Annotated in this window: 16 protein-coding genes; 7 read left to right on the top strand and 9 right to left on the bottom strand. The window is 70.5% G+C overall.

Features of this window, described 5'->3' with window-relative positions; translation table 11 throughout:
* Window positions 1-57 precede the first annotated feature (57 nt).
* Both ACFVV1_RS32070 and mgtA read left to right on the top strand, forming a co-directional pair.
* A complete protein-coding gene (locus ACFVV1_RS32070; protein ID WP_389996510.1) occupies window positions 58-423 on the top strand; it encodes an ArsR/SmtB family transcription factor in 366 nt (121 codons plus the stop codon).
* Between the two features lie 64 nt (window positions 424-487).
* A complete protein-coding gene (mgtA, locus tag ACFVV1_RS32075; RefSeq protein WP_389996616.1) occupies window positions 488-3,127 on the top strand; it encodes a magnesium-translocating P-type ATPase in 2,640 nt (879 codons plus the stop codon).
* Here the strand turns inward: mgtA and ACFVV1_RS32080 are convergent.
* Window positions 3,122-3,406: a hypothetical protein gene (locus ACFVV1_RS32080; protein ID WP_389996513.1), complete on the bottom strand. Its 285-nt coding sequence runs from the start codon at window positions 3,404-3,406 to the stop codon at window positions 3,122-3,124. The two genes, mgtA and ACFVV1_RS32080, sit on opposite strands and share 6 nt — an antisense overlap.
* A gap of 245 nt (window positions 3,407-3,651) precedes the next feature.
* Here ACFVV1_RS32080 and ACFVV1_RS32085 point away from each other — a divergent pair, with 245 nt between their 5' ends.
* Both ACFVV1_RS32085 and ACFVV1_RS32090 read left to right on the top strand, forming a co-directional pair.
* Window positions 3,652-3,837, top strand: coding sequence for a twin-arginine translocase TatA/TatE family subunit (locus ACFVV1_RS32085; RefSeq protein ID WP_389996516.1), 186 nt, complete (start codon window positions 3,652-3,654; stop codon window positions 3,835-3,837).
* Between the two features lie 167 nt (window positions 3,838-4,004).
* Window positions 4,005-4,580, top strand: coding sequence for a TerD family protein (locus ACFVV1_RS32090; protein WP_189280859.1), 576 nt, complete (start codon window positions 4,005-4,007; stop codon window positions 4,578-4,580).
* Between the two features lie 117 nt (window positions 4,581-4,697).
* Here the strand turns inward: ACFVV1_RS32090 and ACFVV1_RS32095 are convergent, their stop codons facing one another.
* From ACFVV1_RS32095 to ACFVV1_RS32110, 4 genes are all read right to left on the bottom strand, one after another.
* Window positions 4,698-5,132 carry a DUF742 domain-containing protein gene (locus tag ACFVV1_RS32095; RefSeq protein WP_389996618.1) on the bottom strand — a complete coding sequence of 145 codons (435 nt, stop codon included), beginning with the start codon at window positions 5,130-5,132 and terminating at the stop codon, window positions 4,698-4,700.
* Window positions 5,133-5,154: 22 nt separating this feature from the next.
* Entirely contained in the window at window positions 5,155-5,592 is a 438-nt protein-coding gene (locus ACFVV1_RS32100) for a roadblock/LC7 domain-containing protein (protein ID WP_389996519.1), read from the bottom strand.
* A complete protein-coding gene (locus ACFVV1_RS32105) occupies window positions 5,589-8,174 on the bottom strand; it encodes a nitrate- and nitrite sensing domain-containing protein (protein WP_389996522.1) in 2,586 nt (861 codons plus the stop codon). The genes ACFVV1_RS32100 and ACFVV1_RS32105 overlap by 4 nt, the downstream gene beginning before the upstream one ends.
* 94 nt (window positions 8,175-8,268) lie before the next feature.
* Entirely contained in the window at window positions 8,269-9,147 is an 879-nt protein-coding gene (locus ACFVV1_RS32110; protein WP_389996525.1) for an MHYT domain-containing protein, read from the bottom strand.
* A 171-nt stretch (window positions 9,148-9,318) separates the two neighbouring features.
* Between ACFVV1_RS32110 and ACFVV1_RS32115 the strand changes: the two genes are divergently transcribed.
* A complete protein-coding gene (locus ACFVV1_RS32115; protein WP_389996528.1) occupies window positions 9,319-9,918 on the top strand; it encodes a class I SAM-dependent methyltransferase in 600 nt (199 codons plus the stop codon).
* A gap of 59 nt (window positions 9,919-9,977) precedes the next feature.
* Here the strand turns inward: ACFVV1_RS32115 and ACFVV1_RS32120 are convergent, their stop codons facing one another.
* Window positions 9,978-10,904 carry an oxygenase MpaB family protein gene (locus tag ACFVV1_RS32120; protein WP_389996530.1) on the bottom strand — a complete coding sequence of 309 codons (927 nt, stop codon included), beginning with the start codon at window positions 10,902-10,904 and terminating at the stop codon, window positions 9,978-9,980.
* Window positions 10,905-11,057: 153 nt separating this feature from the next.
* Between ACFVV1_RS32120 and ACFVV1_RS32125 the strand changes: the two genes are divergently transcribed.
* Together ACFVV1_RS32125 and ACFVV1_RS32130 are read left to right on the top strand one after the other, a co-directional pair.
* Window positions 11,058-11,366 carry a hypothetical protein gene (locus tag ACFVV1_RS32125; RefSeq protein WP_389996621.1) on the top strand — a complete coding sequence of 103 codons (309 nt, stop codon included), beginning with the start codon at window positions 11,058-11,060 and terminating at the stop codon, window positions 11,364-11,366.
* 117 nt (window positions 11,367-11,483) lie between these two features.
* Complete coding sequence (locus ACFVV1_RS32130) at window positions 11,484-12,593, top strand: hypothetical protein (protein WP_389996533.1); 1,110 nt, start codon at window positions 11,484-11,486, stop codon at window positions 12,591-12,593.
* Window positions 12,594-12,694: 101 nt separating this feature from the next.
* Here the strand turns inward: ACFVV1_RS32130 and ACFVV1_RS32135 are convergent, their stop codons facing one another.
* The 3 genes from ACFVV1_RS32135 to ACFVV1_RS32145 form a co-directional block, all read right to left on the bottom strand.
* Window positions 12,695-13,225 carry an MOSC domain-containing protein gene (locus ACFVV1_RS32135; RefSeq protein ID WP_389996624.1) on the bottom strand — a complete coding sequence of 177 codons (531 nt, stop codon included), beginning with the start codon at window positions 13,223-13,225 and terminating at the stop codon, window positions 12,695-12,697.
* 68 nt (window positions 13,226-13,293) lie between these two features.
* Window positions 13,294-13,476, bottom strand: coding sequence for a hypothetical protein (locus tag ACFVV1_RS32140; RefSeq protein WP_114248565.1), 183 nt, complete (start codon window positions 13,474-13,476; stop codon window positions 13,294-13,296).
* A gap of 87 nt (window positions 13,477-13,563) precedes the next feature.
* The gene (locus tag ACFVV1_RS32145; protein WP_389996536.1) at window positions 13,564-14,652 is read right to left on the bottom strand and encodes a fatty acid desaturase family protein; all 1,089 of its coding nucleotides are present in this window, start codon (window positions 14,650-14,652) and stop codon (window positions 13,564-13,566) included.
* Window positions 14,653-14,752 lie beyond the last annotated feature (100 nt).

The raw sequence follows: 14,752 nt of genomic DNA on the forward strand, positions 1-14,752 counted from the left end.
GCCTACACTGGGCACTTCGGGTGCGGGAAGCAGCCCACGCGGACAGGGAGAGCAAGAGTGTCGACAGTTACCGGCGGCGGTTTCGAGGATCCGCCCGCGGAGGTACTGGTGGAGGCGGCTGCCGCCTTCGGCTTGCTGGCGACGCCTGCGCGGCTGCACATCGTGTGGGCCCTGTCCCAGGGCGAGAGCGATGTCACCAGCCTCGCGGACCGGGTGGGCGGCACCCTTCCCTCGGTGAGCCAGCATCTGACAAAGCTGAAACTGGCCGGCCTCGTACGGTCACGGCGCGAGGGCCGCCGGCAGGTGTACCTGGTCGACGACCCCGATGTGGTGACGGTGGTACGGCTGATGGTCGGCCAGCTCGCCGAACGCGGCGGACACACGCCCGAGCAGCCCGCACGCCTCCGTGGGCTCGGTGCCTGAGAGCAGTGCCGCCGCAGGTCCCGGCAGCACCGAGTCCGATCGCTCGTCCGCCGTCGTCGTGCCGATAGCGGGCGCGGCGGCCGCCCGGAGCGCCTCCGCCGATGTCGCGCCACCCACGTCGCCGAGCGCCGCACCGACCTCCTTGCAGGTGCTCCGTTCGCTGGACAGCGGGCCACGGGGGCTGCTGGAGGGGCAGGCGGAGGAACGGCTGGCGCGGTTCGGCGAGAACATCCTGCCGTCCTGGCGTCCGGTCTCCTGGCCCCGCCGTTTCCTTGGCAGCCTGCGGGATCCGTTCACCTCGGTGCTCCTCTGTCTGGGCCTGGTCTCGGCAGCGGTGGCCTCGTGGGGCACCGCGTCGGTGACGCTGGTGCTCGTGGTCGTCAGCTGTCTGCTGCGTTCCGCGGAGGAGCATCGGGCCGACCGTTCGACGGCTGCCCTGCGGGAGCTGGTGGCGACCACCGCGACTGTGCTGCGCCGGACCGGCCCGGATGACGCGCCACAGACACGTGAGCTGCCGGTCGGGGAGCTGGTGCCGGGCGACGTGATCAGGCTCGGCCCGGGGGATCTCGTACCCGCCGATGTGCGGCTGCTGCGCGCGAGCGGCCTGACCGTGCATCAGTCGGCCCTCACCGGTGAGTCGGCGCCGGTCTCCAAACAACCCGTCGATACGCCGGACCGATACCTCACGGCCGGCGCCGGGCCCGCCCACGGGTCCGGGCTGTTCGGGCGACCCGAGCTGTGTTTCCAGGGCAGCAGCGTGGCCGCCGGCAGCGGTACGGCGGTGGTGACGGCCACGGGTGCCGACACCCGGTTCGCCGCCGCGTACGACGGTTCCGCTCGCCGCCGCGGCACGAGCGCCTTCGACCGTTCGGTGCAGGGGATCTCCTGGACGCTGATCCGGTTCATGCTGCTCACCCCGCCGCTGGTGCTGATGGCCAACGCGGCACTGCGTGGCCGCGGTCTGGAGACACTGCCGTTCGCCGTCGCGGTGGCCGTCGGTCTGACTCCGGAGATGCTGCCGGTGATCGTCACGACGGCGCTGGCCAGGGGCGCCTCGCTGCTCGCCCGGAACCGTGGGGTGATCGTCAAGCGGCTGCCCGCACTGCACGATCTCGGGGCGATCGATGTGCTGTGTCTGGACAAGACCGGAACCCTCACCCAGGACCGGCCGGTCGTCGAACGGTCACTGAACGGAGCGGACCGGTCCGATCCCGAGGTGCTGCACTGGGCCGGGGTCAACGCCCTGTGGACGCTGCAGCTCGCTGATCTGCCCGCCCCCGACGCACTCGACGAGGCGGTTCTGGACGCGGCCGAGGACCAGGAGGAGGCACTGTCCGCGTACGACGGCGTGGCCGCGCTGCCCTTCGATCCGGTGCGGCGCCTCGCCACCGCGGTCGTCCGCAGTCCCGGCAGGCTCGGTACGCACACCCTCGTGACGAAGGGGGCGGTGGAAGCGGTGCTCGACCGGTGCGCCCTGGACGATGCCGCACGGGACCGGCTGAAGGCCCTGGCCGCGCGTGAGGCCGGGAAGGGTCTGCGGCTGCTCGCGGTGGCTCGTACCGAGCGGCCCGCCCGGCTCGGTCCGTACACGACGGCCGACGAACAGGGGCTGGCCTTCCTCGGCTTCGTCACTCTGCGGGACGCACTCACCCCGAGCGCCGCAGAAGCGCTGGACGTGCTGGGGCACCGGGGCATCGCCGTGAAGGTCCTCAGCGGCGACGATCCGGGGACCGTCGCCCGCGCCTGCCGGGATCTGGGCCTCGACCCGGGCGAGGTCGTCTCCGCGGAACGGGTCGATGCGCTGTCGGACGGCCAGCTCGCGCAGGCCGCCGACCGGGCCACGGTCTTCGCCCGCTGCACGCCCGAGCACAAGGCCCGGATCGTCTCCGCGCTGCGCGGCTTCGGGCACACCACCGGATTCCTCGGCGACGGCGTCAACGATCTGCCCGCGATGCACGCGGCCGATGTCGGCATCTGCCCGCGCAACGCGGTCGATGTGGCGCGGGAGACCGCCGATGTGGTGCTCGCCGAAAAGGATCTCGTGGCCATCGACCACGCGATCACGGCGGGCCGGCGCTGCAGCGGGAACATCGCCACCTATCTGCGCATCACGCTCTCCTCGAACCTCGGCAACGTCATCGCGATGCTCGCCGCAGGGCTGATGCTGCCGTTCCTGCCGATGCTTCCGGCACAGGTCCTGGTGCAGAACCTGTGCTTCGACGTGGCACAGCTCGCCTTCGCGTTCGACCGGCCCGCACCCTCGGTACTGCGGCGGCCCACGGTGCTGCGTCCGCGCGACTTCCTCCGCTTCATCACAGGTTTCGGTCTGCTGAACGCCACCGCCGACCTGGCGACGTTCGCCGTGCTGGCCTTCGCGTTGCACGGCTCGGCGACATCGGGCGGGCAGGAGGCCTTCCACTCCGGATGGTTCACCGAGAACCTGCTCACCCAGGCTCTGGTGATGCTGCTGCTGCGTACCGGCCGTCGCACCGCCGAGGATCGCAGTGGTGGTCCGCTGCGCGCGGCCGCGTCGGGTCTTGCCGTGGTCGGACTGCTGCTGCCGCTCACCCCGCTCGGCCCGTTGCTCGGCATGAGCGCACTGCCGCCGCTCTATTACCTGTTGCTCGCAACGGTCCTGGCCCTGTACGCATACGGGCTGTGGGCCGCCCGTGCCCGCTACGAACGGAAGTGGAGGTACTCATGACCCCTCACGCGTCGACCACCCGGCCTCCGGCTCCGGTCCGGGCATCGACGGCGGGCACATGGTGCGTGCTCGCCGCGCCACGCTCGACGACGTGCCCGCGCTGGTGCGGTTGAGGGGGCTGATGCTGGCCGACATGGAGATGGGGACGGGCGGTTCGGAGCGGCCTCGGCGCAGTGGTTCACCGAGCGGCTGCATCATCCCGCCACGTTCGCCGCGTTCCTGGTCGACGATCCCGAGCTCGCCACCGTCGCCAGTGCGGTCGGGACGTGCGATGCGCACGTCCCCGGTCCGGCGAATCCGAGCAGACTGCACGGACATGTCTCCAACGTCAGCACCGATCCCCGCCGGCGCCCCGCCGGGAGGGGAAGGCGCACCCCGCCACCCACGATTGCACAGTTGCGCAATGCCACAATCATAGTTGTGCGAGTGGGCCGTCGGAGCTGCCCTCAGCCGGTCTGAAGCACGACCCGTGGACGCGGCGCGAGAAAACCGGCCAAAACCCCGAAAAGGAGGGCGGGACGCACATGTTGCGCAACGGCCTCGAACCCTGGCACCTGTTGATCGTGGCGATCATGGTGATCGTGCCGTTCGACTCGAAAAGGCTGCCGGACACGGCCCGCGCCCTGGGTAGATCCACGCGGAACCTGAAGAGTGAGACGAAGGCCATGAAGGAGACCGATGCGAGTCCCGGGACCGACTCGTACACATGAGACCCCGGCTCGCCGACGCAGAACACCCTTCGCAGTTTGTTACTTCAGGGATTGCGCAAGCAAGGGAACCACGGGCGCGACCCCGTCGTTGACCGGGGTGACGGCCGAAGAAGCGCTGATCACCGCATCATCGAATCGCTGGACCACTGGATCAATGGAGGAAGTTCATGGGTGTGACCCTGGCCAAGGGTGGCAACGTCTCCTTGTCGAAGGAAGCGCCCGGCCTGACCGCAGTGACGGTCGGCCTGGGCTGGGACGTACGGACGACGACGGGCGCGGATCACGACCTGGACGCGAGTGCGCTGCTGTGCTCGGACGCCGGCAAGGTCCTCTCCGACCTGCACTTCGTCTTCTACAACAACCTGACGAGCCCGGACGGTTCGGTCCAGCACACCGGTGACAACCTGACCGGTGAGGGCGAGGGCGACGACGAGTCCATCAACGTCGATCTGGCGGCTGTCCCGGCGGATGTCGCCAAGATAGTTTTTCCGGTCTCCATCCATGACGCGCAGAGCCGTGGGCAGAGCTTCGGCCAGGTCCGCAACGCGTTCATCCGCGTGGTGAACCGGGCGAACGGCGTCGAGCTGGCCCGCTACGACCTCAGCGAGGACGCCTCGACCGAGACCGCCATGGTCTTCGGCGAGCTGTACCGGCACGGCGCGGAGTGGAAGTTCCGTGCGGTCGGCCAGGGTTACGCCTCGGGCCTGGCCGGTATCGCGTCCGACTACGGCGTCAATGTCTGACCCGGAGGAACCGTACGGACGTTGAGCGCGGTCCCGCTCTCCCTCCCGCTGCCGGGGTGAGGAGAGCGGACCGTGTGCTCCGTGTGCCGAGGGACCGGTCGCATCACAGTCGTGCCCCTACAGGGCCCGCAGGCCGTTGATCACCTCGCGGAGGAGGTGTTCGTCCGGCAGCTGCGCGGGCGGTGCGGGGCGGCTGACCCGCACATAGCCGGCTTCGAGCAGATCGCCGAGGAGTACGCGTACGACTCCGACCGGAAGGTCGGCGTCGGCGGAGAGTTCCGCGACGGACTGGGTTTCCGACCGGCAGAGCGTGAGCATGGCCCGGTGTTCCGGGCCGAGCAGGGATTCCTCGGAGCCGTCCGGCGCGTTGTCGTCGAGGGTGACGAGTGCGATCAGATCGAACCGCACGCCGGCGGGGCCCGGTTCGGTCCGGCCGCCCGTCACTGCGTACGGGCGGACCAGCGGGCCGGCTTCGGCGTCGTACCACTGGCTGCCGGTGCGCGCGTGCGGGCCCCGGGTCAGCGGGGTGCCTCCAGGAACCCCGTCGGTCATGGACACGGCCGTCTCCGCCCGCTCAGCCGACGGTCGGCGAAGGCGCGGCGAACCGCGGCGGGGTGCGCAGATGCTCTCCGACGCGTTTGACGAGCCGGGCCATCTCGTAGGCGACCAGTCCGATGTCGGCGAAGGCCGTGCTGAGTACCGCGAGACAGGATCCGTCGCCCGCCGCGACGACGAACAGGAAGCCCTCATCCATCTCGACCATGGTCTGGCGTACGTTCCCGACGCGGAAATGGCGCCCCGCGCCCTTGGCCAGGCTGTGAAATCCGGAGGCCACGGCGGCGAGATGCTCGGCGTCCTCGCGGCTGAGGGCGCTGGAGGCGCCCACCGCGAGGCCGTCGCCGGAGAGCACGACGGCGTGGCGCACCTCGCCGACCCGTGCCACCAGATCGTCCAGCAGCCAGTCGAGTTCACCCGAGGTGTCGCGTCCCCCGGTCCTCTCGTTCGCAATCATGCGTGGTCTCCTTCGCTGCGTGGACGGGGGCCGGTGGTGCCGGGGGTAGTGGAGCCCGGGCGGGGCTCGGAAGTGCCGGGGATGGTGCCGCCGCCACGCACCCAGCCGTTGCGGTAGGCGGTCATGCGGTCCCGGGCCTGCTCGGGGGTGCGCTCCGGGGGGCCGCCGTTGTCGTTCGGGGCGCCGCGTGGCGGTTCGTCGGGGCGAGGCTCCTCGCGGAGTTGCGGGACGAGGTTGGTCTGGCGCACCCGGCGCGGCAGTGAGCCGTCGTCGGACTGCGCTTCCGTCCGGGCCCCGGTCCCGTGCTCGTCCTCGCTGCCCGGACGCCCGCGCAGCGAGGTGACCGCGGCAGCCGGCTCCGTACGGGATTCGATGGCGGGTACGGGTACCGGCGCGGGAAAGGCGGTGGTCCGCGGGCGCACCGCGCGAGGACCGGATCCGGGTCCGGGTCCGAAGGGCGGGCGGTCCCCGTCGTCCCGGCGCTCGACCGGGGCGTTCTGCGGCGCGGCCGGCTCCTCGGCCGCCGGGAGTGCGCTCTGCAGCAGTGACGTGGGGAGCAGAACCACGGCGGTCGTTCCGCCGTACGCGGAGGTGCGCAGCCGGACCTTGATGTGGTGCCGTACGGCGAGCCGGCTGACGACGAAGAGGCCGAGCCGGTCGCTGTCGAAGAGGTCGAGCGCCTCCGCCTGCTCGATACGCCGGTTCGCCTCGCCGAGGAGTTCGTTGCCCATGCCCAGGCCGCGGTCCTCGATCTCCAGGGCGTAGCCGTTGCCCACGGGCTCGCCGCTGACGCGCACCTTGGTGTGAGGCGGTGAGAACTGTGCGGCGTTCTCGATGAGTTCGGCGAGCAGGTGGGTGAGGTCGGCGACGGCGGTGCCCTTCACCGCGGCGTCGGGCAGGTGCCGTACCTCCACCCTGGCATAGTCCTCGATCTCGGAGACGGCGGCGCGTACGACGTTCGTCAGCGGTACGGGCATCCGCCAGGCCCGTCCCGGCGCCGCACCGGACAGGATGATGAGGCTCTCGGCGTGCCGTCGCATCCGGGTGGTGAGGTGGTCGAGCCGGAAGAGGTCGCTCAGCTCGTCCGGGTCGTCGGCCCGGCGCTCCATGCTGTCGAGGAGGTTGAGCTGACGGTGGACCAGTACCTGGCTGCGGCGGGCGAGGTTGACGAAGACTCCGGAGATGCCGTCGGCGAGTTCGGCCCGTTCAACGGCGGCGCTGAGGGCTGCCCGGTGCACAGTGCCGAGTGCCTCGCCGACCTGGCCGATCTCGTCGTGGCTGGCCGGGCCCTGCGGGGCCTCGGCCGCGATGTCGAGTTCCTCGCCCGCCCGTAGCCGTCGCATGGCGCGGGGCAGTTTGCGTCGGGCGATCTCCAGGGCGCTGTTGCGGAGGCTGACGAGTTCGACGACGAGCGCGCGGCCGATGCGTACGGAGATCACCAGGGACGCGGCGACGGCGGCGCAGCCGAAGAGAACTGCGGCTCCGGACGGGCTGAGCAGTCCGCGGGCCAGCGGGTTCGCCCGGTCGGCGGCGCGTTGTCCGGCGGTGGTGTCGATGGTGCGCAGCTCACTCCGTACACGGGCCGCCGCTCGTTCCCAGTCGGTCACGGGCACCGCCTGCGCCGCCTGGCGTCCGGCGGGTGCGGCAAGCACCTTGTCCTCGGCGGCCTGGAGCTGCCGGTACGCGTCCCCGGTGGTGAACCTCTGCCAGCTGGCCCCCTCGGTGGCGGGGAGATCCGCGCCCGCGGTCTCGGCGAGGGCCCTCCGGGTAGCCACCGCTCCGGTGAACAGGCGCACTTGGCCGCCCTTGAACGTTCCGGTGCGGGCGGCCGTGGCGAGCAGGGTGTCCTCGCGGGCCAGCATCTCGTCGGCGCGGGCGAGTTCGAGCAGGACGCGGGCGTCGGAGCCGAGTGCGTCGTCCTGGATTCCGGTGAGGGTGCCGGAGACGCCGAAGGCCGCGGAGACGGCCGCGGTGTACTGCTCGTACACGGTGCGCTCATCGCCCGCCCCGCTCTTTTCGGTGCGCAGTCGGTGGGTGAGGGCGAGGAACCGGTCGAGTCGGTCGGCGACTGCGGGCGGGAGGTTGCCGGTGTCGGCGATGGTGTGGTCGCTGTCCAGGCGCAGTGCGGCCAGCGCGGTGTCGGTGCGCCTGGCCTGCCGCTCCAGTGCGGCGGCCTGGGCGCTGCTGGGAGCAGCGGTCTGCAGCACGGCCGCCCGGCGCTCGCTCTGGAGTGCCGCGACGGCGGTGGATATCGGGGCCCGGACCTCGCCGTCGACCCGCTGCAACTGGCGTAGGCGCGCCACCTCCTGGGCGGTGGTGACCGTGGCGAAACCCCACAGGACGAGAAGCGAGACGACCGGCACCATCAGCAGCGAGATGATCTTGGCACGCACGGTCCTGGGACGCAGCGTCCACCGCCCGCGCGGCGCGGATGGGTCGTGTGTCAGCAGCAGCTGTGCGTCGTGCTCGGCACTCTCGTCGGCAGGCGGCCCCGCGTGTGCGCGGCGTCCACGCGTCGGCGGGGCGGTGGGCCGGGCGGTGACCGTCGCACCGGTTTCCGGGGTCGTGCGGGGTGGGCGCATGGCCTCCTCGTTCCGGGTGTGGAGCTGGGTGTGTCGCAGGCGCCGGGGGCCGGTGCCGGTCGGCCGGGTGCACAGGCGCCGGCGCGTGGTGGTGTCAGGGCGTAGTGGCGGGCGATGTGTCGCGGTCGCTCGGACCATCGCGTCGTGGCCGGAAGACGGGACCCCGCCCGGTGAATCCGTGTGGTGCGGTCTCGGTGGAGTCCGCTTCTGCCGGTCCTGCGGTGCGTTCGGCGTAGACGTAGGCGGCGCGTTCCCGGGCCGTCGGGGAGAGCGCGACGAACGCCGAGGTCAGGAAGAGGTACGAGCCGAGACCGACGGCCAGGGGGAAGATGAACTGCATGGTCGTGGCCCCGGCAAGGTCCCTGCCCGAGGGGGTGACCTGCACGGAGACCGCCAGCATTCCGGTGTAGTGCATGCTGCTGACCGCCGCGCCCATGACGAGCGAGGCCAGTGCGACGGCCCGGGTGGACTTGATGTTGAGCGCCGCCCAGAGCGCCGCCGTCGCGGCCACGACAGCGATGGCGACGGAGAGCGCGACGCGCAGCGGGTCGTAGTGGATCGTGCCGTGCAGGCGGAGCGCCCCCATTCCCAGGTAGTGCATGCTGGCGACGCCGAGTCCGGTGGCGAACCCGCCGAGCAGCAGTGCCCTGGTCCGGTCGCGGCTGTAGCCGACGGCGAAGACTCCGCCGCCGACCACCACCATGGCGCCGAGCAGGCTGAGGAAGGTCAGCGCCACGTTGTAGCGGATGTCGGTGCCGGTCACGCCGAAACCGAGCATCGCGACGAAGTGCATCGTCCAGATGCCCGAGCCGATGGCGGATGCGGCCGTGATCAGCCAGTTGCGGCGCGAACGGCCGGTGGTGTCGAGTGCCCGCACGGTGCAGCTCAGTCCGAGTGCGGCGCCGATGCATGCCATCGCGTACGACAGCGCAGGTGTCAGCCAGCCGAAGGTGGCGTGGTCCAGGTGTCCCATGGATCGGGGACGCTAGTCGCGATGGCGGCGCGCGCCCGGGGCGCATTTCGAAAGCTGCTGAAATATGACAGAGAGATGTTCCCGAACGATCACAGGGTGCTCGAACATGCACCCCGTTTCCCGATGTTTCGCTCTGTTCCGCCCCATCGGCAACTGCGCGATCATGTCCGTATGGCCGATGACCACACACACGTCCAAGAGTTCTTCACGGCGCGCGCGGCGGACTGGGACACCCGGTTTCCCGACGACGGGCCTGCCTACGCCTCCGCCGTCGGTACAGTCGGGCTGGGCCCCGGTGACGCGGTGCTCGACGCCGGCTGCGGTACGGGCCGGGCACTGCCCGCTCTGCGCGCGGCTGTGGGACCGCGGGGCACGGTCCTGGGCGTGGACCTCACGGCGGCGATGCTGGAGGCGGCGGTACGGGCGGGGCGGGACCGGAGCGGAGCTCTGCTCCTCGCAGATGTCGCCCGCCTTCCCCTGCGGTCGCGGTCGCTCGACGCGGTGTTCGGGGCCGGGCTGATCTCCCATCTGTCCCACCCCGGACCGGACCTGGCGGAATTGGCGCGGGTGGTCCGGCCGGGAGGACTACTGGCCCTCTTCCACCCCATCGGGCGGGCCGCTCTGGCAGCGCGCCACGGCCGTCGGATCACGGTCGACGATCTGCGCGCCGAGCACAACCTCCGTCCACTGCTGGCGCGTTCGGGCTGGCGGCTCGATACGTACACCGATGAGGACGACCGATTCCTCGCCCTCTCCGTACGGACGCACTGAAGGTCGACCGCTCTGCCGTCCTGCTCACTTCCTGACCGATCGGCTACCGGGTCGACTGGTCACTCGACGCCTCGCTCGACTCCTCCTTCGGCCGAGGTGTCGGGGCGCCCGTGGCGCGCAACAGGACAGCCGCGGATGCCCGGGCTGGGGAACGTACCGAGCCCGGCCACCTCGTAGCCGTGCGAGTAGCCCTTGATCTCCGGGTTCTGCCGGGCGTAGTGCGGGGTGGCACGCGGCGGCAGCAGTCGTACGGCCCGTGCCCTCAGCCGCAGAGCACCGTGGGTGACGTTACGGGTCGCGGAGCCCGGGCGTTCGTACCGGAACGCCCGCAGCAGGGAATCGTCGAGAAGCGCGAGGGCCACTTTCCGCGCGACGGGCGCGAAGGGGCGCGGATACCAGGAGCTCATCAGGTCCAGCGTGGCGTCGGAGACGCGGCGTCCCCCTTCGTCCCAGCCGAAATGCTCGGCCTCGTAACTGTCGAGGGTGCGCTCGAAATCCTCATACGTCTCCGGCAGGTCCTTGATGCCCATATGGGCGCCCAGGGTCCGGTAGTAGACGGCGCACGCCCGCAGTTCGTGGTCGGACAGCCGGCGCCAGCCGTAGCTGTCGAGCCACCGCTTCGGGGTGACGACGAAGGTGCACAGCACATAACGCATGTCGTCGTTGCTGATGTCGTAACTGCGGTGCATCTGATTGATCCGGCGGATGGCCGTGCGCCCCGGGGCACTGTCGAAGCCGTGCTCGACGACCGTGTCGAGGAGGAGTGCGGTGTCGTCGTAGCGTTTCTGCGAACGATCCGTCAGTTCGGCGGTTTCGGCAAGGAGTCGTCCGATGCTCGGGACGGCATAGGTGCGGTACAGCGCCAGTTCGAGAGCGCGGGTGATGTCCCAGGGGAATTCGTAGGTTGCCGTGATCCGATAGATCCGGAGGAAGTCCCGCTCCGGATCGAGGCGGTGAATTTCCCTCAGCCGGTCGTACCGCTTCATCGCGCTGCCCCCTTGCCCCGGTCGGAGGTCCAACTCTACGTCGGCGGGGAACACCATAGGTTGTACGAGCAAGTGCTGGACGAGCAGGTGATGTTCGACCAGACGTTGTTCGAGCACGTCATGCATTCACAGGTCCTCGGGAGGACGGTCTCCATGATCGGCATATTCGGCAGTCTCCGGAAGGTTGTGTCCCCGGACCGAAAGGGCGAGCGGCCCACAGCCCCTCTCGATCAGAACCGGCGCAAGCAGCACAACCTGTTCGAGGCGGCCGCCACGTATGTCTCGGCATCCGTGGAGGAGGATCAGGCGCGGATCGACGAGGCGAGCGGCTGGGTGTCGCCCGAGGCGCTCTCCTTCGGTATCAGCGAGCTGGCCTGCCGGGCCGTCATCGCGCTGGCCCGCGAGCGCGACGAGTCACCCCAGACAGTGGCCCGTACGCTGCTCGGCCTGCCCACCGACTGAGGAGCGCCGTCCGCCGGGCCGCGGGCCCCCACGTCGTCCCTTGTCAGGGCCTCGACGAGTGGGTTACCGACTGGCTAAGGTGCGCCGACGGACACCATGACGGGCGAGGAGGGTGCCGTGACCGGCACGAACGACGCAGTCGCGGACGACGACGCACTGTATGTGCTGACCGCGGTGCTGCTGACACCGGCACAGTTCCCGAGCGTGCTCGGTGACGACTACCCCGCCGCGTGTGCGGCGCTCGCCCTCGAACCGTACGCCGAAGGGTACGGACTGGTCCTCGGCCAGGACGGCGGTGGTGCGCGGTGGACCGTCGTCGTCGAGGACGTGTCGCTGGTCGCGGTCGCCATCGCGGCCTGGGACTGCGGAATGGAGTACGACCTCTCCCCAGACGACCGTTCGGTGGTCTGCGCTCTGCCCGGCTGGCCGCTCGCGGTGAGGGTCGCCGCTCCGGGGGTGGCCGCCCCGCACGATCCGTTGCCGGACCCGGATGCCGGCGGCGCCGATCCGGCGCCGCTGGCACCTCCCGACACGGAGTCCTGGGGTCCGGCCCAGCGGCGCATGGGCGCGGACGAGATAGCGCACCAGTGGGCGGCCTGGCGCGAGCAGCTCGACGACGAGACGGCCTTCGCCGCTCCGGGCGGCGGCACGGACACGGCCGGGGGCCGGGCCGACGACCGCACCGGCACGTCCGCCGCGCTTGCCGAGAGGGGTGATACCGACACCGACACCGGAAATGAAAGCGACGGCGAGCTCGGGACCGACGCCGACGCCGGGAGTGAAGCCGCGGGCGGGACCGGGGCCGAGGTGGAGTCCGAGGACGGAGTTGTCGGCGAGAGCAACGCCGTAGACGAAGCCGGAGCCGGGCCCGAGATCGAGGCCGGGGTCGAGAACCGACCCCGGCGCGACGGGCCCGGCTCCACCGCCCAGAACCCTGCAGAGGACACGCCTTCCAGGGCGCATCCCGGTGTACGCCGGGCCCTCGCGGAGGCCCATGCCTATGTGGACACCCCGCCGCCCCCGGGCCGCGTCCGGTCCTCCTTCGCCACGGACGACGCCCGGATGCTGCGCGCCGACGGCCCCGGCTGGTCGCTGGTCGCCAGGACCGACGACATCGCGTTCATCCTGCTGGACGAGGAACCGGGCGAGGTGCTTCCGGTCGGGCGCGGCACGGAACTGCCCGGCCTGTTGAAGGCCCTGGACGCCATCGCGGTACGGCCGGCCTGAGCGAGCCCCCGGCGCTCGGCGTGAAGCGGCAGCCGACCGCCGACAGCCGCCCTCCAGCTTGTGCGCCCCGGCCCCACCGCCGCGCGTCGCGCGCTCTCCGGCTACACGCGCTCCAGCGCCCGATGCGGCCCGACGGGCAGCTCGGCCTCGATCGGGTCCCCGGGCCGGACCACACCACCGGCCGTGACGACGCCCATGATCCCGGCCTTGCGCACGATGCGGCCCGCAGCGTCCCGGCCGACGACCTGCTTGAGGAGCCCGTCGCGGAAGTTGTCGATCTGCAGGCACGGATTGCGCAGGCCGGTGACCTCGACGACTGCCTCGTCGCCGAGGTGCAGCAGAGTGCCGACGGGGAGGGCGAGGAGATCGACCCCGTTGGTCGTGACGTTCTCCCCGAGATCGCCGGGAGCGACCTCGAAACCCGCTGCCCGCAATTCACCGAACAGCTCCGCGTGGATGAGATGGACCTGGCGCAGATTCGGGTGGGTGGGATCCTGCGCGACCCGGGACCGGTGCTTGACCGTGACTCCCGCGTGCACGTCTCCCTCCACGCCGAGCCCGGCCAGCAGGGTGATGCTCTTCCGGTTCGGCTTGGTGAACGAATATGCCTCGTTCCTGCTCACCGCGGTCACGGTCCCGCCCACAGCGGACTCCCCCTTGTTGTCGGGCTGTTGTCAGCGGCTTGTCTTCGGCTGGTTGTTCAGCGGCCTATTTCCTTGCGGGTGATCCTGCGGAGCCTGCGTCGCTGACTCGGGTCCAGCAGCAGATAGGCGACCGCCGGAACTCCGATCAGGACCAGCAGCGACAGCCAGAATCCGATGAACGGCATCAGGATGACCGCCGCGACGACTCCCCCGATGGCAATCTTCGCACTGTTCGACATCGTCCACGCCTCCTTCGCGGCCCGGAAGCCGCTCCTGCTGTGAGAACGCCTGTGCGCCCCCATCGGTTCCTGCCGGCCGCGGCGTCCTCACCTCAGGGGTTCGCCGACCTCGTGCATGTGCTGGAGTGCCTGCCGGTAGGACTCGATCAGTCCGGTCTCCGTGTACGGCATGCCGATCGCCTCGCAGTGGGCGCGCACCATGGGCTGTGCCAGGCGCAGATGCGGGCGGGGCATGCTCGGGAAGAGGTGGTGCTCGATCTGGTAGTTGAGCCCGCCGAGGAACCAGTCCGTGAGGATGCCGCCGCGTACGTTGCGCGAGGTGAGGACCTGACGCTGGAGGTGACCCCAGCGGTCGCCGTCGGGGTCGGGCATCTCCATGCCCTTGTGGTTCGGCGCGAACGCCATGCCCAGGTGGAGCCCGAACAACGCGTGGTGCACGAGCGCGAAGACGACGGCCTTCCCCGGGGACAGGACGGTGAGCAGCAGTGCCGCGTACAGACCGAGATGGGCGACCAGGAGCAGTGCCGAGAGGACCCGTTCGCGGGCGGGCTGCTGTCGCAGGTACTGGAAGCCGGAGATCTTGAGCGCGATGCCTTCGAGGAGCAGCATCGGGAAGAACAGCCGCGCCTGGTTACGGGTGAGCCAGCGGGCGAAGCCTTCTCGCTGGGCCGCCTGCTTCTGGGTCCAGACCAGGGCGCCGACGCCGACGTCCGGGTCCTTGTCGATGTGGTTGGGGTTGGCGTGGTGGCGTACGTGCTTGTCGTTCCACCATGCCTCGTTCATGCCGAGCAGCAGATTCGCGTGCACGAGACCGATGGCCCGGCTCGCCTTGCGGTCGCCGGATATCTGCGCGTGTCCGGCGTCGTGTCCGACGAACGCGGTGCGGGACCAGAAGATCGCCAATGGCAGTGCGAGCAGCAGGGTCCACCACGTGTTGCCGAGGAGGAACATGCCGGTGAGCACGGCACCCAGTGCGACCAGGTTGGTGATGATGCCCGCCGCGTACCACCCGGTGCGCCGCTCCAGGAGCCCCTGTCCCTTTACCGCCCGCAGGAGGGGAGCGAAATCGCTCCCCTGGCTCGGGGCGGTTCCGGTACGGCCGGCATTTACATCACGTACAGCACTTCCCGTGTCGTCACGGGTGCCTTCCACGACGGTGGCTACGGCCTGGGGCATGAGGTCTCCGGTCTCTGGAAAGCTGCGCTGACCTGTAGAAACGTACGGTTACGAGGGGTGCGTCAGCCATGGCGCCATCCCCCCGGACTTCCGGGGGCAA

This window comes from Streptomyces sp. NPDC058092 (genome assembly GCF_042884935.1).
In the GTDB taxonomy this organism is placed as follows: domain Bacteria; phylum Actinomycetota; class Actinomycetes; order Streptomycetales; family Streptomycetaceae; genus Streptomyces.